Annotated in this window: 16 protein-coding genes; 8 read left to right on the plus strand and 8 right to left on the minus strand. The window is 58.0% G+C overall.

Annotated elements, in window-relative coordinates; all coding sequences use genetic code 11:
• The first annotated feature begins 76 nt into the window (after positions 1–76).
• Complete coding sequence (locus Q7F16_RS13345) at positions 77–1,714, plus strand: bifunctional 3-(3-hydroxy-phenyl)propionate/3-hydroxycinnamic acid hydroxylase (RefSeq protein WP_409556254.1); 1,638 nt, start codon at positions 77–79, stop codon at positions 1,712–1,714.
• 87 nt (positions 1,715–1,801) lie between these two features.
• Here Q7F16_RS13345 and Q7F16_RS13350 read toward each other — a convergent pair whose 3' ends face one another.
• Positions 1,802–2,488 (minus strand): GntR family transcriptional regulator, encoded by a 687-nt coding sequence (locus tag Q7F16_RS13350; protein ID WP_409556255.1) that lies wholly within the window; start codon positions 2,486–2,488, stop codon positions 1,802–1,804.
• A gap of 234 nt (positions 2,489–2,722) precedes the next feature.
• Between Q7F16_RS13350 and Q7F16_RS13355 the strand changes: the two genes are divergently transcribed.
• The 6 genes from Q7F16_RS13355 to Q7F16_RS13380 all read left to right on the plus strand — a co-directional run bounded on the left by Q7F16_RS13355 (position 2,723) and on the right by Q7F16_RS13380 (position 10,712).
• Positions 2,723–4,375, plus strand: coding sequence for a DUF1302 domain-containing protein (locus tag Q7F16_RS13355; protein WP_409556256.1), 1,653 nt, complete (start codon positions 2,723–2,725; stop codon positions 4,373–4,375).
• A 24-nt stretch (positions 4,376–4,399) separates the two neighbouring features.
• Positions 4,400–5,752: a DUF1329 domain-containing protein gene (locus Q7F16_RS13360; protein ID WP_409556257.1), complete on the plus strand. Its 1,353-nt coding sequence runs from the start codon at positions 4,400–4,402 to the stop codon at positions 5,750–5,752.
• Positions 5,753–5,998: 246 nt separating this feature from the next.
• Positions 5,999–6,964: a WD40/YVTN/BNR-like repeat-containing protein gene (locus Q7F16_RS13365; RefSeq protein ID WP_409556380.1), complete on the plus strand. Its 966-nt coding sequence runs from the start codon at positions 5,999–6,001 to the stop codon at positions 6,962–6,964.
• Positions 6,957–9,359 (plus strand): efflux RND transporter permease subunit, encoded by a 2,403-nt coding sequence (locus Q7F16_RS13370; protein ID WP_409556258.1) that lies wholly within the window; start codon positions 6,957–6,959, stop codon positions 9,357–9,359. Before Q7F16_RS13365 ends, Q7F16_RS13370 begins: the two co-directional genes overlap by 8 nt.
• Positions 9,360–9,947 carry an NADPH-dependent FMN reductase gene (locus Q7F16_RS13375; RefSeq protein ID WP_217859849.1) on the plus strand — a complete coding sequence of 196 codons (588 nt, stop codon included), beginning with the start codon at positions 9,360–9,362 and terminating at the stop codon, positions 9,945–9,947. It begins immediately after the preceding gene.
• Complete coding sequence (locus Q7F16_RS13380) at positions 9,948–10,712, plus strand: hydroxypyruvate isomerase family protein (RefSeq protein ID WP_409556259.1); 765 nt, start codon at positions 9,948–9,950, stop codon at positions 10,710–10,712.
• A 148-nt stretch (positions 10,713–10,860) separates the two neighbouring features.
• On the opposite strand, the gene Q7F16_RS13385 is transcribed toward Q7F16_RS13380, so the two are convergent.
• From Q7F16_RS13385 to glcD, 4 genes are read right to left on the minus strand one after another with little or no spacing between them, the layout of a single operon-like run.
• Positions 10,861–11,262 carry a heme-binding protein gene (locus Q7F16_RS13385; protein ID WP_046061925.1) on the minus strand — a complete coding sequence of 134 codons (402 nt, stop codon included), beginning with the start codon at positions 11,260–11,262 and terminating at the stop codon, positions 10,861–10,863.
• A gap of 20 nt (positions 11,263–11,282) precedes the next feature.
• Positions 11,283–12,500, minus strand: coding sequence for a glycolate oxidase subunit GlcF (gene glcF / locus Q7F16_RS13390; protein WP_310360408.1), 1,218 nt, complete (start codon positions 12,498–12,500; stop codon positions 11,283–11,285).
• A gap of 3 nt (positions 12,501–12,503) precedes the next feature.
• Entirely contained in the window at positions 12,504–13,568 is a 1,065-nt protein-coding gene (gene glcE, locus Q7F16_RS13395; protein ID WP_046061923.1) for a glycolate oxidase subunit GlcE, read from the minus strand.
• Positions 13,568–15,067, minus strand: a complete 1,500-nt coding sequence (gene glcD / locus Q7F16_RS13400; protein WP_217859846.1) for a glycolate oxidase subunit GlcD — start codon at positions 15,065–15,067, stop codon at positions 13,568–13,570. The genes glcE and glcD overlap by 1 nt, the downstream gene beginning before the upstream one ends.
• A gap of 232 nt (positions 15,068–15,299) precedes the next feature.
• On the opposite strand from glcD, the gene glcC reads away from it, so the two are divergent.
• Positions 15,300–16,067, plus strand: coding sequence for a transcriptional regulator GlcC (gene glcC, locus Q7F16_RS13405; RefSeq protein ID WP_409556260.1), 768 nt, complete (start codon positions 15,300–15,302; stop codon positions 16,065–16,067).
• A 249-nt stretch (positions 16,068–16,316) separates the two neighbouring features.
• On the opposite strand, the gene Q7F16_RS13410 is transcribed toward glcC, so the two are convergent.
• The 3 genes from Q7F16_RS13410 to hyi form a co-directional block, all read right to left on the minus strand.
• Positions 16,317–17,600, minus strand: a complete 1,284-nt coding sequence (locus Q7F16_RS13410) for a glycerate kinase type-2 family protein (protein WP_409556261.1) — start codon at positions 17,598–17,600, stop codon at positions 16,317–16,319.
• 148 nt (positions 17,601–17,748) lie between these two features.
• Positions 17,749–18,639: a 2-hydroxy-3-oxopropionate reductase gene (locus Q7F16_RS13415; protein ID WP_409556262.1), complete on the minus strand. Its 891-nt coding sequence runs from the start codon at positions 18,637–18,639 to the stop codon at positions 17,749–17,751.
• Between the two features lie 160 nt (positions 18,640–18,799).
• Positions 18,800–19,582 carry a hydroxypyruvate isomerase gene (hyi, locus tag Q7F16_RS13420; protein ID WP_409556263.1) on the minus strand — a complete coding sequence of 261 codons (783 nt, stop codon included), beginning with the start codon at positions 19,580–19,582 and terminating at the stop codon, positions 18,800–18,802.
• Between the last annotated feature and the right edge of the window lie 7 nt (positions 19,583–19,589).

Raw genomic sequence — 19,589 nt, forward strand, 5'->3', positions numbered from 1 at the left:
GCCTGGTTGATGACAGGAGTCCCTATCGACATCAACCAGCATTCGCAATCGACAACTACAAGAAGCGGAGTAGACGATGGACTACGATGTCATCATTGTTGGAATGGGACCGGTGGGCGCCTTGTGCGCCAATCTGGCCGGTCTGTGGGGGCTCAATGCCCTGGTGGTGGACAAGTCCGAAGCGGTCTATGCTAACCCTCGGGCCATGGGCTTTGACCATGAAGTGATGCGCGTCTTCGGCAATATCGGCCTGGCTGAGAACATTGCCGAACATGTCATGCCGTACCGCCCCTCGGAATACCGCACGACCGGTTCGCAGTTGATCAAGCGCATTGACGCTGCCAAGCCGCCTTTTCCACTGGGTTGGGCGCCAAATTATGTGTTTTCCCAGCCACCGGTAGAACGCGCACTTCGTGAAAAAATTGCTCGTTTCAAATCGGTAACCGTTGAGCTTGGCTCCGAGGTGCTGTCGGTCGACTCCGACGAGTCCCTGGCTAATGTGCGCATTCAGGCGAAGGACGGGACCGAACGCACGGTCACGGCAACCCATGTGCTGGCCTGTGATGGCGGCACCAGCCCAATCCGCACCCGCTTGGGGTTGAAGATGGACGACCTGGCTTTTGACGAGCCGTGGCTGGTGGTCGATGTGATCCTCAACGAAGGGGCTGGGGAGGACCTACCGAAGACCAACGTCCAGTTCTGCGAATTGGCCAGGCCGTGCACCTTTGTCGTCGGCCCCGGGCGCCATCGTCGTTGGGAGTTCATGATCAATCCGGATGAGCAGCCTTCGGAAATCTCAAAGCCTGAAACGATCAAGAAGCTGATTGCCCGCTGGTTGCCAGAGCAGGACTATCAGTTATGGCGGGCTTCGGCGTACCGATTCCACGCGTTGATCCTGGAGCAATGGAAAGCCGACCGAGTGTTCTTTCTCGGAGATGCGGCCCACATGACGCCGCCATTCCTGGCGCAAGGCATGTGCCAGGGGATTCGCGATGCCTTGAATCTGGTCTGGAAAATCGCCCTGGTGAAAGAAGGGCTGGCGGCTCCGGATTTCCTGGAGACCTATCAGATCGAGCGTATCCCTCATGTGCGCCAGACCACCCTTGCGGCCAAGGAGTTCGGCGGTGTGATCTGCGAGCGCGACAGCGAGAGAGCGGCGAACCGGGATGCACGGCTGATCGAACATATGAAGGAGAACCCGGGCGGGACCATCCGGCAATCGCTGATCCCCGGTCTGTCCCAGGGGTTTATCGCGCAAGTGTCGCCGGCCGGAGAGCTGTTTCCCCAGCCAATGGTGATCAACCATGCAGGCAAGCAGGCCTTGCTTGATGAGTTTACTGGCCAAGCGTTTCGCGTGGTCGTTGCCCCCGGGTTCGATGCCAGTGCGTTGTTGAGGTGCCTGCGCAGCAGCCAGTCACTTAAGGGCTTGCCTGTTCACGTCGTGCGCTTGGTCAGCTCTGAGCAATCAGGGGCCCGCGCTGCTGATGAGTACCAGGAAGTCGATGGGCTGTTGGCGCAATGGCTGGAACAACGAGGGTGCAATGTGGTGATCGTGCGGCCCGACCACTACGTATATGGTGGGGCGGTGACGGTGGCCTGGGCGATGGAGTTGCTCGAGGGCATGGAGCTTGCGCTGTGGTGCAAGCCGCCGCAGAAACCCACGCCGGCCCAAGGCGGCGTCTGCGATAAGACGATCAGGTTCGCACAGGCTTAAATCCTGACAGGCAACACGCCCTTCGCCTGGCACTGTCCACGAAAACAGTGCCAGGCGAAGGGCTTTTTTATGATGTGTCAATAAGGCTTATTGAAGCGTGGCTTGTCGGCGTTCTATGGCTTCGACGATCCGGCCCAGGGTTTCCTGGATGTGATTGCGCAGCAAGGTGACGGCTTTCTCGCTGTCGCGAGCAAGGGCCGCTTCCATCAATCTCTGGTGCTCGTTGCCCTTGTGCCGCTGGGTGACCCGCTGCTGGGCGGAAAAGCGCCGGTAGCGCTCGGCCCGATCAAACAGCGAGTCGATCATCTTCAGCAACAACGGCGAGGGGCACGCCGCGAACAAGGCAAAGTGAAAGGCCTTGTGTCGGGCCGACCATTCATCATCGAGTACCAGCACCCCGCTCCCGAGTTTTTTCTCGACCAGATTCAGGCGGTGAAAGGCCCCCAGCACATCGGCTTCCCAGGCATCGTCGCCATGTTGGATGGCATCGGCCAACGCCTCGCATTCCAGCAGACAGCGCATGCGGGTGATGTCGCGAAAGTCAGTGACGGAAATGGCGGCGACCCTGAAGCCCTTGTTATCGCTGGCTTCAACCACGCCATCCTGGGTCAGTCGATTGAGGGCTTCACGAATCGGCGAGCTGCTGAGTCCGTAGGTCTTGGACAACTCTGCGACCTTGAGTTTTTCGCCGGGCGCCAGCTCACAACAGACGATCGCTTTTTTCATCTTCGTCAACGCGACATCGATCAGCGGAATGCTGGGGGAGGGGATCATGGTCGGAGTCGTCCTAAAATTTGCACCAAAAGGATTTTATGCGCAAAACACAGTTTAGTGCAAAGACTGATTTATCCGCTTGACTTTGAATTTGCGCAGGGATAGTTTTTGTGCACAAAATATATTTAAGTGCAGTAATGGTATTTTTACGCATATAAGCAATGCCAGTGGTATTCGCGGCCAAGGCTGCGAGTGGATGACCTTTTACAAAAACAAAAAAACAGGAACATCTCCATGAAAACAGCCAACCAGCGGTTCTGCCCGTTGCCGGTCTCCAGCCTTGCTTGCGCAGTCAGCGCAACGGTACTGCTGGGCCTTTCAACCCAGGCGCAAGCCTTCCAGATCGATACCGGCAACCCCGACCTTTCGGCGACCTGGGATAACACCATCAAGTACAGCAACGCCTGGCGGGTGAACAAGCTCGATCACAAGGTGGCGGTCGGCCCTGGGACCTCCAACAGCAACCCCAACCTGGACGACGGCGATCGAAATTTCGACCGCGGGCTCATCTCCAATCGCCTGGACATCCTTTCCGAGTTCGACATCAAGTACAAAGACGTCGGTGCGCGCCTCAGCGCGGCGTCCTGGTACGACAACGTCTACAGCCAGGACAATGACAACGATTCGCCAGGCACCGCCAACTCGTTGAGTGTCGACCACGACGAATTCACCAGCGACACCCGCCGGATCCACGGTCAACGCACTGAAATCCTCGACGCTTTTGTCTATGGCTCGACGGAGATCGGCACGACTTCGTTGTCCGGGCGGCTCGGGCAGTTCACACAGATCTACGGCGAAAGCCTGTTCTTCGGTGCCAACGGTATTGCCAACGCCCAATCCACCGTAGACCTGGTGAAGCTTCAGTCAGTCCCCGGTTCCCAGTTCAAAGAAATCCTGATGCCCACCAAGCAAGTGTCCGGAAACTGGCAACTGAACGACACGGTGAGTGTGGGGGCTTACTACCAATTCGAATGGAACAAGACCCGTTTGCCCGCCGCAGGTAGCTACTTCAGCGGCGCGGATTTTGTGGGTGAAGGCGGGGAGCGGGTCTTCTTCCCAACCGGCGAACTGCGCCATGGCAAGGACAAGGATGCAAGGGATTCCGGGCAGTTCGGCGCGCAGTTGAAGTTCGCTGTGGAGGACTGGGAGTTTGGTCTCTACGCCGCGAAATATCACGAAAAGACGCCGGTGTTTTACTTCCGTCCGGCCGCTCTGGTGCCGGGGGCCGATGACTCTTTTATCAATGTCTATCCCGAGGACGTGAAGGTCTTCGGTGCCAGCTTCAGTACGCTGGTGGGCGAGGCCAATATCGCCGGTGAAACATCGATCAGGCTCGATACGCCCCTGGCGGGTATCGGCGGCACCATCATCACTGGCATGGACGCCGACAACGATTCCAACCCCGCGTATCCCATTGGTCGGTCGTGGCATGCCCAGGTATCGATGATCAATGTCTACGGCGGATCCGCGTTGTGGGACGGCGCATCCCTGGTGGGTGAACTGGCGTTCAACCGACGGCTGAGCGTGACCAAGAACGCCGATCAACTGGACCCCAACACCACGCGCGATGCGTTCGCCATGCGCTTCACGTTTGAACCGCAATATTTCCAGGTTTTTCCTGGCATCGACGTCCAAGCGCCGATCACCCTTGGCTATAACCCGTCCGGGCGTTCTTCCGTCACGCCCCAGGCATTTGGCCCGGAACATGGCGGCGACCTGACCCTGGGTCTCAAGGCCGATTACAAGAAGCAGTGGTACGCCTCGCTGAGCTACACCAACTTCTTTGGTGAGGCCGGGCCCGTCATCAATTCAGCCAATTCGTTCACCTATCAGCAAAACATGAAAGACCGGGATTTCGTGGCGTTTTCGATCCAGCGAACCTTTTAAGCAAAGAACAGGCGGGCCCTGATAATGATAAAAATTAAACTGCTATTGCTGTCCACTCTGTCGATCTCACTGTCTGTCGGTACCGCGCTGGCAGCGGTCAGCCCTGACGAGGCGGCGAAGCTCAAGACCACGCTGACACCCATGGGGGCCGAAAAAGCCGGCAACGCCGATGGCTCCATTCCGGCCTGGACCGGCGGCTTGACCAAGGATGTCGCCGGGGCCAAGTTCGGCGATGTACCCGCCGATCCGTTCCCCGGCGAAAAACCGCTATTGCAGATCAACGCCAAGAACGCTGCGCAGTACGCCGACAAGTTGAGTGAAGGAACCAAAGCCCTGTTGGCCAAATTCCCCGACACCTTCCACCTTGATGTCTACCCGACTCACCGCAGCGCTGCGGCGCCGGACAGCGTCTATCAAAACACCTTCGCCAATGCCACCAATTGCAAGACCACCAGCAATGGTTTGTCAGTAGAGGGGTGCTACGGCGGAATCCCGTTCCCGATTCCGAAAAACGGCAATGAGGTCATCTGGAATTTCCTGCTGCGGGTTGAAGCCGAATCCATACAGATGGGCTATTCCAACATCATCGGCAACGCCGACGGGACTCGGACGCTGGCCAGCAGGGGCGTGGAGAACTGGCAGTACCCGTACTACTACAAAAACGGTGCCGCAGATAAATGGTCCGGGCAGTATGCGCTGCTGCGGTTCTTGACCAGCGAGCCGCCGTTCAAGGCTGGGGAATCACTGGTGACCCATGACAGCATCAACGCTCAGCAGCCGCGAGAGGCCTGGCAGTATCTGGTCGGCCAACGCCGTGTGCGGCGGGCGCCTACCGTGGGTTATGACACCCCGGACTTCGTCGCTTCGGGCGCCAACTATTTCGATGAGGTGCACGGCTTCATCGGTCATCCGGATCGCTACGACTGGAAACTGGTGGGCAAGAAAGAACTGTACATCCCTTATAACGACAACAAGTTCCACGCCGAAAAACGCGAAGATGCCTTTACCGCCAACCACCTCAATGCCGACAAAGTGCGCTGGGAACTTCACCGTGTCTGGGAGCTGGAAGCCACGGTGGCGCCGGGCAAACGCCATGCCGTGCCCAAGCGCCGATTCTTCATCGACGAAGACAGCTGGACCATCTCGCTGGTGGATGGCTACGACGCCGAGGGCAAACTCTGGCGTGTCTCCCAGGTGCTGCCATTCGTGGTGCCAGCCATCCCAGCGGTGGTGGTCAAACCTGTAGTGATCTACAACCTGCAGGCCAAGACCTACAGCGTCGTCCAGGGTCTGAACGGGGAAACCTACAGCGTGATACCGCGCAAACCCGAGAACTTTTTCACCGGTACCGCGGTGGCATCCGGGTCGGTGCGCTGAGCCTCGCAGCAACTTTTCAAACTTGTGTTCCATGGACGCGGTGTCACTGGCGCGGCGTCCGCTGAACCGCATCATCGAGGCTCGCCAATGAGAATTCAAAATCCCAGGGTTTCATACCAACATCCGTTCAAGGCGTTGATGCTAAGTGTGTCAATCATAACGGCGCTCACCGGCGTAGCTGCGGCACAGCCTGGCGGACTGTCGGTGCAGCCATCAATCACAAGCGCCATGGCAGCTAAGTCGGTCATGCTGAGTGTCGCGAGGGCAGGTCAACGCCTTGTGGCGGTTGGCGAAAGAGGGTTCATTGTTGTATCTGAGGATAACGGTGGTAGCTGGAGGCAAGTCAGGTCCCCTGTCAGTATGACCCTTGTCAAAGTTCGCTTTCTCGACGACCTCGAAGGTTGGGCAGTCGGACACGCTGGGGTGGTCCTGCACAGCCGGGATGGCGGACTGAACTGGGACAAGCAGTTGGACGGCGTTCTGGCCGCTGATATCGAATTGCAAGAAGCCAAGCAAGTCGCTGAAGCTGCTCGAGACGCAGAAAAAGCGCAAGAGCGTTTAGCTCAAGCACAGCAACTCGTGGACGATGGCCCCGACAAACCTTTTCTCGATCTACTCTTCGTGGACTCCAGAAACGGGATAGTCGTTGGTGCTTATGGCTTGGCTTTTGTTACTCACGACGGCGGGCTCACCTGGCAATCGATGCGCTCCCGTATTGATAACCCAAGCGGATTGCATCTCTACAGCATCGAACGGGTGGGAACGGATCTGTTCATTGCTGGCGAGCAGGGCACGCTGTTGCGTTCAAGTGACGAGGGCAAGACCTTCGAGTCACTGACGTCACCTTATGAAGGCACGACTTTCGGACTTCAATCTACCAACGACGGATCAATTCTAGCGTTTGGGCTGCGCGGTAAAGCTTTCGAGTCCAAGGACCGCGGTGATACCTGGCAGCGTCTCGACACCTTGCAGCCGGTCACGTTGACTAGTGGTCTGCGTCTTGAGGATGGCTCCGTGCTCCTTGCTGATGAGTCGGGGAGAGTGCTGCGCTTTCAGCAAGGCAGTACCAAAGCCTCTGTCCTGAAGATCACTCAACCGAGTTATTTCACAGGTATGGCGCAGGCCGCAAACGGTAGCCTGATCATCAGCAGCGCACGGGGCATGCTGTCGTCCGCAGATGCAGTGGAATCGCCGGAGCAGATCAATGAATAGCTATACACGCTCTGCAGAGCACGAAACCACCCCTAAGCCGGATGTATTCGACCCATCCTCCGGCACTCTGGTTGAACGGCTTTTGTTCAATCATCGCAGTGTCATCCTAGGCATTTGCGTGTTACTCAGCCTGGTACTGGGCTACCAGGCACTGAGTTTGAAGCTCAATGCTGCCTTCGAAAAAATGATCCCAACGGATCACCCTTATGTGCAGAACTATCTGAAGAATCGAGGCCAACTGGGCGAGGGGGGCAACACTCTACGTATCGCGATCGAGGCCAAGCAGGGCAGCATCTTCGATGCCTCGTACCTTGAGACGGTCAAGAAAATCAATGACGAGGTATTTCTGTTACCTGGCGTAGATCGCTCATACATGAAGTCGCTGTGGACGCCCGCGACCCGTTGGATCGGCGTGACGGAGGAGGGCTTCGACGGCGGCCCGGTAATACCTGACAATTACGATGGGTCAGCCGATAGCCTGGAGCAGATTCGACAGAACGTCGAACGCTCGGGAGAGGTTGGCCGCCTGGTCGCTGCCAACTTCAAGTCCAGCATCGTGCTATTGCCCCTTCAGGAAAGTGCATCCGACGACGGTCAGCCGCTCGATTACAACACCCTTTCAAGTCAGCTTGAACAGATCCGGGCAAAGTACGAAACCGAAAACATCAAGATCCACATCACCGGCTTCGCCAAGGTGGTGGGTGACCTGATCGACGGCATGCGCCAGATGCAGATGTTCTTTGCCGCCACTTTGATCATCTGCGGCATCGTGTTGTATTGGTACACCCGCTGCGTGCGCAGCACCTTGTTGGTGCTGCTGTGCTCGATCATCGCTGTGGTCTGGTTGCTCGGCTTGCTGCCTACTCTGGGTTTTGATCTTGACCCGTACTCAATCCTCGTTCCGTTTCTGGTATTTGCCATAGGCTTGAGCCATGGCGCGCAGAAGATGAACGGGATCATGCAGGATATCGGACGTGGCGCCGACAAACTGGTGGCAGCACGCTTCACCTTTCGCCGTCTGTTTTTGACCGGGTTGATGGCGCTGGTGGCGGATGCCGTGGGTTTCGCGGTTCTGATGATCATCAAGATTCCGGTAATCCAGGACCTGGCCGTTGCCGCGACGATCGGCGTGCTGACGTTGATTTTCACCAACCTGATTCTGTTGCCGATCCTGTTGTCGTACACCGGTGTCAGCAAGGCGGCAGCGTTGCGTGAAGCGGCTAACGACAAGTTCTCGCAGCTAGACGCTCACCACGCCCGACATCCATTTTGGGCGTTTCTGGATCTATTCACCGAGCGCAAATGGGCGAGCGGTGCAATCATTATCGCCGTGATGCTGGGGGCCGCCGGGTTTGCCGTCAGCCTGCACGTGAAGATCGGTGACCTGAATCCTGGAGCACCGGAGCTGCGTCCCGAATCGCGCTACAACACCGACAATCGCTTTATGGTCAGTAACTTTTCCGCCAGCAGCGATAAGTACGTCGTGATGGTAAAAACCCCCCAATACTATTGCGCCAATTACCAAACATTGGTGTCGGTCGACGCGCTGGAAGCGCAGCTTCAGCAGTTGCCTGGGGTGGTATCGACGACTTCTTTAGCCGCGCTGAGTAAGCAGGCTGCAGCGGGTATGAATGAAGGCAGCATGACCTGGTATGAGATACCGCGTAATCAAGGGCTATTGAACGCGATCATCACACGCGCACCACGTGAACTTTTTAACCAGAATTGCGATTTGCTCACGGTTTATGTCTACCTTACGGACCATAAGGCGGACACGCTCACCAGTGTGGTGCAGACCGTCGAGCAGTTCGCGGCGACTCATAACACTGATCAGATCCAGTTCTTGAATGCGGCAGGAAATGCCGGGATCGAAGCAGCCACGAACATCGTCGTGAAGCGTTCGAATGTACAGATGCTCTTCATGGTCTATGCAGCCGTTATCGCTCTGTGTTTTATCACTTTCAGATCCTGGCGAGCTGTCGTATGCACAGTGTTGCCGCTGATGCTGACATCTATTTTGTGCGAAGCCTTGATGGTGGGGCTCAACATCGGCGTGAAGGTCGCGACGCTGCCCGTGATTGCGCTGGGGGTTGGCATCGGGGTGGATTATGCGCTGTACATCCTTAGCGTGACCCTGACCAACCTGCGTAATGGTTCAAGCCTGTCCGATGCTTACTATCTGGCCCTGCTCTCGACAGGGAAAGTGGTGGTGATGACGGGGATTACCTTGGGTATTGCCGTACTGACCTGGGTGTTGTCTCCCATTAAGTTCCAAGCAGATATGGGCATCCTGCTCGGCTTCATGTTCATCTGGAACATGGTGGGTGCATTGATACTGGTGCCGGCGCTCGCTCATTTCCTCCTCAAGCCAAAACCGCAGATTGTGAGTATTTGAATGACCGCGACGATAAATATCCTCGGCCTGTCAGGCAGCCTGCGTCAGCAGTCGGCCCATACGGCGATCCTCAACACAGTAGCGGAACGATTGACCGGGCAGGTTCGATTGACGCTCCATGGATTGGAAAGCATCCCTCCGTACAACGAAGATTACGACGGCGTCCATGCTCCGCAGGCGGTTAGCGACCTGCGTGCAGCCGTGGCGGCCGCCGATGGGGTATTGATCGGCTCGCCGGAATACAACCACGGTATGTCGGGTGTTTTGAAGAATGCGCTGGACTGGTTGTCCCGGCCCCATGGCAAGTCTGTCCTGGCTGGACTCCCAGTGTTGGGTTTCACGGCATCGCCTGCGTTTACTGGAGGAGTTCGAGCCCATCAACAACTCAACGAAACCCTCTGGGCGGTCAGGGCTGCCTTGGTGGTTTATCCCCAGATCGTCATTGGCGACGTACACCGTAAAATAGAACATGGACGGTTGGCGGATGGAGCCGCCCGAACTTTTTTGCTGGATGGTATCGGAGCGTTGATTGAGCAGATCAACCAAGCGACAAAAGAAAAAATCGACGGGGATAATCCGAGGCGCTAAATGATCAAATTTGCTGCAAATTTATCGTTGCTCTTCACTGAATTCCCCTTCGAAGATCGGTTTAATGCGGCGCGCGACGCTGGTTTTGAGGCCGTTGAGTTCAGTTTTCCGCAAGGCATCTCAGCCGTCACCGTCGCAAAATACTTACATCGCAACGGTCTCCAGCAGGTTTTGGCAACCGTTCCCTTGCGACCCGACAGCAAGGGCTTAGCTGCGCTAGCCGGCCAAACACGGGAGTTTAAGAATGATTTTCTTCGGGGGTTGGACTATGCCATAGCGGGTAATAGTCAGCTCCTGCACGTATTAAGCGGAATTGTCGATAACGCGAGCTATGAGACATCACGCCGTAAATTTGAAGAAAATATGAGTTGGGCAATTGAAGAAGCGGGTCGCTATAAAATCAAACTGGTTATCGAAGCCATCAATCAAGTTTCGGTGGCTGATTATTTTATCCGCTCGTTGCCTGACGCCATTCGATGGACGGAACGATTGGATGGGCTTGGACTAATTTTGGATATTTATCACGCGTCTATGGAGCAACTTGACCCAATGGATTGCACCGCGCGCTATCTTGACCAGGCTGATCATTTTCAAATTGCTGGATTTCCAGGACGGCATGAACCTAATGTGGGGAGCCTCAACGCGCGAGCAATTTTAGATTTTCTCAGCGCTCATTCATATCAGGGCTGGGTTGGATGTGAGTATAAGCCTATTGGGGTAACGGCTGACGGTATGGGATGGCTTGATTGCTATCGAGGTGATTAGGTGCAATATATCGCTTAACTAGAAATATTATTTTGACGTTTGGCAAAGGGACTTAGGGTGACCAGTGGAGGGCGACTGGATAGTTCAGTCACCCTCTGAGAGGTGAGGCACCCAATGTCGGTCTAGCTTTAATACCTTCCCGCTCAATTCACTTTAGACATTGCGCACCGGCCCTGGCCACTTGCGCATCCTGCTCAGCCTTGACCCCCGACACACCGACCGCACCGATCACCTGGTCGTCGACGATGACCGGCACGCCGCCCTCAAGGGAGGTCAGCAAGGGGGCTGACAAAAAGGCGTGGCGCCCGCCATTGACCATCTCCTCGTAGCCTTTGGACTCACGCCGACCCAGGGCCGAAGTGCGTGCCTTTTCGGTGGCGATGTAGGCGCCAATTGGTGCGCAACCGTCGAGGCGTTCGAGGGCCAATGGATGGCCTCCGTCATCGACAATCACGATGGTGACGGCCCATTGATTGTGTTGGGCTTCGGTACGTGCGGCAGCGAGAATTTTGCTGACTTCGGTCTGGCTCAGTACGGCTTTGCTTTTCATGGGAATTCTCCAGTGCTCGTTTAAGGCAACGCGGCTTCGATCAGTTCGATCCAGTGCCTGACAGGGGTTCGACCTGCACCGTTGAGGTGGGTCTGGCAGCCGATATTGGCGGTGACAATGACGTCGGGGTGATCGCTTTCCAGCGCATTGAGTTTGTTATCGCGCAATTGTCTGGACAGTTCGGGTTGGGTCAGCGAATAAGTGCCCGCCGAGCCGCAGCACAGGTGGCTATCGGGAACAGAGGTCAGGTTGAATCCCAGGTTTGTCAGAATGGCTTCGACTGCACCCCCGAGTTTTTGCGCGTGCTGCAAAGTGCAGGGGCAGTGGAACGCCAGGCGTTGGTCGCTGTGTACACCGAGCTTATCCAACGGCTCGCCGCGCAATACTTCCACCAGATCCTTGGCGAGGGCACTGACCCTTTTTGCCTTGTCGGCATACACCGGGTCGGTGCGGAGCAGGTGGCCATACTCCTTGATGAAGGCACCGCAGCCGCTGGCGGTTTGCACGATGGCCTCGGCACCGCTTTCAATGCTTGGCCACCACGCATCGATGTTGCGGCGGGCCCGCTCAAGGCCGGCGGCCTGAGCGTCCAAGTGATAGTCCACCGCGCCGCAACATCCGGCCTCGCGGTTTGTGGTGACGCTGATCCCCAGTCGATCCAGCACGCGTGCGGCGGCCGCGTTGGTATTGGGCGACAGACTCGGTTGCACGCAGCCCTCGAGCATGAGCATTTGTCGGGTATGACGAGTGGTCGGTCGTGGCTTTGCCGGATACACGGTGCGAGGCAATTTGACTTGCAGCGAGTTTGGCAACAATGCGCGGAAAACCTGGGCACTGTTAACCAGCCCTTTGAATAGCGCCGGATTGGGCAGCACGCCGCGCAAACCCTCGCGCATCAGTCGTTGGCCGAGAGGGCGCGCCACTGCCGCATCGACCACCGCCCGGCCTATGTCCAGCAAGTTGTGATAGTCGACACCAGAAGGGCAAGTGGTTTCGCAGTTGCGGCAAGATAGGCAGCGATCCAGGTGTTCCTGTGTCTTGCGGGTCACCTCGTTGCCTTCAAGCACCTGCTTGATCAGGTAGATGCGCCCCCTGGGGCCATCCAGTTCATCACCCAGCAGTTGATAGGTCGGGCAGGTGGCATTGCAGAAACCGCAGTGCACGCAACTGCGCAGAATGCTTTCGGCTTCTTTGGCGCGAGGCAGTTGGCGGGCGTCTTCGCTCAGGGTTGTCTGCATGATTCAAAGCTCCGCGTACAAGCGACCGGGGTTGAAGATTCCCCGTGGATCGAGTTGTTGTTTCAAGTTCCGGTGGTAGCGCATCAGTGCGTCAGGCAGCGGTTGGAATGGGCTGTCGATCAGACCATGGCTGTAGCAGGTCGCGTGCCCTCCGACTTGTTCGACGAGGGAGCGAATGAAGGTCGCTTCGGCGCCAGACTTGAGCCAACGCTGGGCGCCGCCCCAATCGATCAATTGAGCACCCGGCAGGGACAGCCGGGGCGTGTTATGCGGCAAGGACAGGCGCCAAAGGGGCTGATCCTCATCGAAGAAACTCAACCGATGTTCGTTCAGATCTTGCCAATACGAAGAGTCCAGCCACTCGCCACCTAAACGATCATGGGCCGCCGCCACCGAACCTTCGCCTCCTTCCAGGCGCAGGTGCAGACGCTCCCCGTCGTGGCAGGCCGCGCTGATCGGCAGCGGCTGCTGGCCCCATTCCGCGAGGCGAAGCAAGGCGCGCTCGCTGTCCATTTCAAGGCTGATGCTTAAGCACTGACGTGGTTTCGGAAGGACTTTGAGTGAAACCTCGGTGATCACGCCAAGTGCGCCGAAACTGCCGGCCATCAACCGTGAAAGGTCATAGCCCGCTACGTTCTTCATCACCTCGCCACCGAAGCGCAAATGTTTGCCGTGCCCGGTGATGACCCGTGTGCCGAGGACAAAGTCGCGTACCGACCCCGACCAAGGCCGCCGCGGCCCCGATAACCCGCAAGCGATCATCCCGCCGACCGTGGCATCTTTGCTGAAGGAGGGTGCTTCGCAGGGCAGCATTTGTTGTGCATTGTCCAATACGTTCATTAGCTCTGACAGCGGCGTACCGCAGCGGGCGGTGATCACCAACTCAGTCGGGTCATAGCTGACGATGCCACGGTGGGAGCGCGTGTCGAGCACTTCACCCGCCGCGATACGTCCAAGAAACACCTTGCTGTTGGAACCCTGGATGCGCAGCGCAGTGGCATTCTGCAACGCTTGATTGACCTGCTCCAGCAGCGCGCCACTGTCATCGATATCGTGTTCGCTGCGCATCAAAAACGCTCCAGATCGGGGAAGGGCATCTGACCCATGTGAACGTGCATGGCGCCAAACTCGGCGCAGCGGTGCAGGGTGGGAATGTTCTTGCCGGGGTTGAGCAAACCGCTCGGATCAAACGCTGCTTTGACGGCATGGAACATGGTCAACTCATCGCTGTTGAACTGTGCGCACATCTGATTGATCTTCTCCCGGCCGACACCATGTTCGCCAGTAATGCTGCCGCCGACTTTCACGCACAATTCGAGGATCTTGCCGCCCAGTGCTTCGGCGCGATCGAGTTCCCCCGGTTGATTGGCATCGAACAGAATCAGCGGATGCATATTGCCGTCACCTGCATGGAAAACGTTGGCCACTCGCAGGCCGTATTCGGCCGACAACGCCGCAATTGCGCGCAGTACGCCAGGTAATTCTCGGCGCGGGATCGTCCCATCCATGCAGTAATAATCCGGAGAGAGGCGGCCCACCGCCGGAAACGCATTCTTGCGCCCGGCCCAAAAACGTATGCGTTCCGCTTCATCCCGAGCCTGGCGCACTTCGGTGGCGCCGGCTTGTTCCAGCACCTGGCGCACGCGATTGCTGTCATCATGAACGTCGGCTTCTACACCATCGAGTTCACACAACAAAATGGCTTCTGCGTCCACTGGGTAGCCGGCGTGGATGAAGTCTTCGGCGGCGCGAATGGCCAAGTTGTCCATCATCTCCAGGCCGCCCGGGATGATGCCTGCGGCAATGATGTCACCGACCGCCCGACCGGCCTTTTCGACAGAGTCGAAAGCCGCCAGCAGCACTCTGGCGGTTTGCGGTTTGGGCAGTAGTTTGACCGTGACCTCAGTGATCACTCCGAGCATGCCTTCGGAACCGGTGAACAGTGCGAGCAAGTCAAAGCCCGGTGAGTCGAGCGCGTCGGATCCCAGGCTCAAGTGTTCACCGTCAACGGTGAGGATGTCGACCTTGAGCAGGTTGTGGACGGTCAGGCCGTACTTCAGGCAATGCACGCCACCGGCGTTTTCTGCCACGTTACCGCCGATGGAACAGGCGATCTGGGACGAAGGGTCTGGCGCGTAGTACAAGCCAAACGGCGCGGCAGCCTGGGAAATCGCCAGGTTACGCACGCCCGGTTGAACCCGTGCGGTACGGGCGGCGGGGTCGATGTGCAGGATGTTGTTGAAGCGCGCCATCACCAGCAGCACGCCTTTTTCCAACGGCAGCGCACCGCCGGACAAACCAGTACCTGCACCGCGGGCGACGACGGGTACCTTGCGTTCATGGCAGAGACGAAGCACGCCCTGGACCTCGTCTAGGTGACGTGGCAGCACCACCAGCATGGGCGTGGTGCGATAGGCGGAGAGCCCGTCGCATTCGTACGGTTTAAGCTCTTCGCGCTGATGCAGGATTTCAAGGTTTGGAAGCTGAGCTTGCAGGGCCTGTAGCAACGCACTTTTGTCAACGTCAGGCAGGACGCCGTCGACGCGTTCATCGTAGAGAATGTTCATAGACGGTGGGCGAGACTCGGTTGTTTTTATTAGAAGTCTGTTCTGATACTGCTGACTTGCATCATTGGTGTGAGACGCTTTACTGTCTACGTGTTGTAGGTCTGGTCGAACCAGTTTTTTAATCTTGCTTCCTTCTTTTTTTTGGAAAAAGACTTTAAAAACATCGGCTTATTATCCTGTCAAGGCAAGCGCAAGATTTGCGCTGAAGCTGGTCATACCAGTTGGATAATCAATGAATAGCGTAGAAGCGAGCCGTAATTTGCAAGTCGCCGATGTGGTGTGTGAGCGCATCGAGCGCCTGATCGTAGACGGCGTGCTCAAGACCGGGCAACTGTTGCCTTCGGAGCGTCGACTGACGGAAAAACTCGGCGTTTCCCGTACCGCCCTTCGAGAGGGGCTAAAGTTGTTGCGCGCTCGCGGAATTATCAAGACCGAGCAAGGCAAGGGATCATTCGTGGCGGACCTGTCGGGGCATGGATTGGCGTCACCGCTGATGTACTTGTTCAGCTCGCAGCCACGTACGCTCTATGATCTATTCGAGGTACGTAGCCTGCTCGAGGGCGAGTCAGCGCGTTTGGCGGCCTTGCGCGGAACCGAGGCTGATTTCGTCCTCATCACCCGTAGCTACGATGCGTTGCTCGATGCCCACAGTCGTTCGCTGGAGGCGAGTGAACATGCCCAGCTCGATCATGCATTTCACCTGGCAATTTGCGAGGCTTCGCATAATCCGGTGCTGGTGCAAACCTTGCGTTCGCTGACAGATTTGCTGCTCAACTCGGTGTTTACCTCGGTCAACAACCTCTACCACCGCGAACCGCAAAAGCGTCAGATCGACCGTCAACATGCGCGGCTCTACAACGCCGTCACCGGCCGCTTGCCTGAACAGGCGCGAAAGGCGGCTATCGCTCACATTCAGAGCATCTGCGAGAACCTCAGGGAAATCGAAAGCGAGGAACAACGCTTGGTTCGGGCTACGTTGCGACTTGAGGGGTGGGCATGATGCATCTTCGCTTTAGCCAAGGTGGAACACGAAGCGTGGCCTAGTATGGAAGTGCCTCAGCATTACAGACAGATTCGAGCTCTTATTGTGGTTGGCCTCCCACGTCGCCAGGCAAGGCGTTGTAGATACGTTGCATTACTCAGCGAATTAACACTGAGTACGATCTTTTGTTTTGGTGAACAACTTCTGTTAACGGCCCGTCCATAAACGCGCAGATGTCATAGATGAGCGCGGCGCGAGGAACTGATTTTATCGAGCATCATTTTTTGGATCCTCAAGAATCAGGATGGCGCGAAAGTCGTTGACGTTGGTACGGGTCGGTTCGGTGACGATCAGCGCGTCGAGGGCGGCGAAGTAGCCGTAGCCATTGTTGTTGTCCAACTCGTCGCTGGCACACAGGCCCAGCTCGGCGGCGCGGCGATAGCTGTCCGGGGTCATGATTGCCCCGGCGTTGTCCTCGGAACCGTCGATGCCATCGGTGTCGCCAGCCAGCGCATGGATGCCGGAATGGCCCTTGAGGCTGTCGGTCAGGCTCAGCAGGAATTCGGCGTTGCGCCCGCCACGGCCATCGCCGCGCACGGTGACGGTGGTTTCGCCGCCGGAGAGAATCACGCACGGTGCTGCCAGAGGCTGGCCGTGCAGCGCGATTTGCCGGGCGATGCCGGCGTGGACTTTCGCCACTTCCCGGGATTCGCCTTCCAGATCGCCGAGAATCAACGGACTGAAACCGGCCTGGCGAGCCTTCACGGCCGCGGCTTCCAAGGACTGCTGGGGGCGGGCGATCAATTGGAAATGGCTGCGGGCCAGGCTCGGGTCGCCGGGCTTGACGGTCTCCGACTCCGGGCTCTGCAGCCAGTTGCGTACGGAGGCGGGGATTTCAATGGCGTAGCGCTTGAGAATCGCCAGGGCCTCGGCTGAGGTGCTGGGGTCGGCGACGGTGGGGCCGGACGCGATGACCGTGGCGAGATCGCCGGGCACGTCGGAAATCGCATAGGTGTAGACCGTCGCCGGCCAGCAGGCCTTGCCCAGGCGTCCGCCCTTGATCGCCGAGAGGTGCTTGCGCACGCAATTCATCTCGCCGATGGTCGCGCCGGATTTGAGCAAGGCTTTGTTGATCGATTGTTTGTCGGCCAGGGTAATGCCAGCGGCCGGCAAGGCCAGCAACGCCGAACCGCCGCCGGACAGCAGGAAGATCACGCGGTCGTCTTCGTTGAGGTTGCTGACCAGTTCGAACACGCGCCCGGCCACTTCCAGGCCCGCGGCGTCAGGCACCGGGTGAGCGGCTTCCACCACTTCGATTTTCTGGCAGGGCGCGCCATGGCCGTAGCGGGTCACCACCAGGCCGCTGACTTCGCCGCGCCAGCAGCGCTCGACCACTTGCGCCATGGCCGCGGCGGCCTTGCCAGCACCGATGACGATCACCCGACCGCTGCGGTCAGCGTGCAGGTACTGTTCGAGGACGTGCCGGGGGTGGGCGGCGTCGATGGCCGTGGCAAACAGCTCGCGCAGCAGTTGTTGCGGATCGACCGACATGGCGGGCTCCCGGGATTCTTGTTATTTGAAGGGCAACGCAGACCCTGTGGGAGCGGGCTTGCTCGCGAAGGCGGTGTGTCAGTCAACACTTCATTGACAGGAAGATCGCCTTCGCGAGCAAGCCCGCTCCCACAAGGGGTGTGGTGTGTCAGTTATCGCGGATGGAGAAATTGGCCATATGTTCCAACCCCTTGATCAGCGCCGAGTGATCCCAGTTGCTGCCGCCGATGGACGCGCAGGTGCTGAACACTTGTTGGGCGTTGGCGGTGTTGGGCAGGTTGATGTTCAGTTCCTTGGCGCCTTGCAGGGCCAGGTTCAGGTCCTTCTGGTGCAGGCTGATGCGGAAGCCTGGGTCGAAGGTGCCCTTGATCATGCGTTCGCCGTGCACTTCAAGAATCTTCGACGAGGCGAAACCGCCCATCAGCGCTTCACGGACCTTGGCCGGGTCGGCACCGTTTTTCGAGGCGAACAACAAGGCTTCGGCCACCGCCTGGATATTCAGCGCGACGATGATCTGGTTTGCCACCTTGGCGGTCTGGCCATCGCCGTTGCCGCCTACCAGGGTGATGTTCTTGCCCATGGCCTGGAACAGCGGCAGCGCGCGTTCGAAGGCGGCGCTGTCACCACCGACCATGATGCTCAGGGTGGCGGCCTTGGCGCCGACTTCACCGCCGGACACCGGGGCATCAAGGTACTGCGCGCCTTTTTCATTGATCTTCGCCGCGAAGGCCTTGGTGGCGGTGGGGGAGATCGAGCTCATGTCGATCACCACCTTGCCCGCGCCCACGCCCGCCGCCACGCCATCGGCGCGAAACAGCACGTCTTCGACCTGCGGGGTGTCCGGGACCATGACGATGATGAACTCGGCTTCCTGGGCCACTTCCTTCGGGTTGGCCAAGGCTACTGCGCCACCGGCCAGCAGATCGGCCGGGGCCGCGTTGTGGTGCTGGGACAGGAACAGGCTGTGACCGGCCTTTTGCAGGTTCAGTGCCATGGGCTGGCCCATGATGCCGGTGCCGATGAATCCGATTTTAGCCATGAGAGAATCCTCTTGTTGTTATCGCTGCTTCAGGCAAATGAGGGACTGCTTTCCTGTGGGAGCGAGCTTGCTCGCGATAGCGGTGGGGTCAGTGCCGGTGATGTTGGCTCTACTGACGTCATCGCGAGCAAGCTCGCTCCCACAGGGGGAAAGAGTCGGGTCAGATCGCGTTGTGGGTCTTCAGCCAGCCCAGGCCGGCTTCAGTGGTGGTCAATGGCTTGTATTCGCATCCGACCCACCCCTGGTAGCCGATGCGGTCCAGGTGTTCGAACAGGAAGCGGTAGTTGATTTCCCCCGTACCCGGCTCGTTGCGGCCTGGGTTGTCCGCCAGTTGCACGTGGTTGATCTCGCCCAGGTGCGCCGACAGGGTCCGGGCCAGGTCACCTTCCATGATCTGCATGTGGTAGATGTCGTATTGCAGGTACAGGTTGGCGCTGCCCACCTGCTCGCTGATCGACAGGGCCTGGGCGGTGTTGTTCAGGTAGAAACCCGGAATGTCATGGGTGTTAATGGCTTCCATCACCAGCTTAATGCCTTCGCCTTGTAGCTTTTCGGCGGCGTACCTCAGATTGGCAACGAAAGTTTGTTCTAAAATTGCCTCATCACAGTTTTGCGGACGAATCCCGGCCAGGCAATTGACCTGGGTATTGCCCAGCGCCTTGGCATAGACGATCGCCCGGTCGACCCCGGCGCAGAATTCCTCAACTCGGTCCGGCAGGCAGGCAATGCCGCGCTCGCCTTTAGCCCAGTCGCCGGCCGGCAGGTTGAACAGCACCTGGGTCAGTCCATTGGCATCGAGCAGGGCCTTGAGTTCGGCAGAGCTGTAGTCGTAAGGGAACAGGTACTCGACACCACTGAAACCGGCCTTGGCGGCCGCTTCGAAACGGGCGAGGAAGTCCTGCTCGGTAAACAGCATGGACAGGTTCGCGGCGAAACGCGGCATGATGGTC

The sequence above is a fragment of the Pseudomonas sp. Lb2C2 genome (assembly GCF_052112205.1).
Lineage (GTDB): Bacteria > Pseudomonadota > Gammaproteobacteria > Pseudomonadales > Pseudomonadaceae > Aquipseudomonas > Aquipseudomonas kilonensis.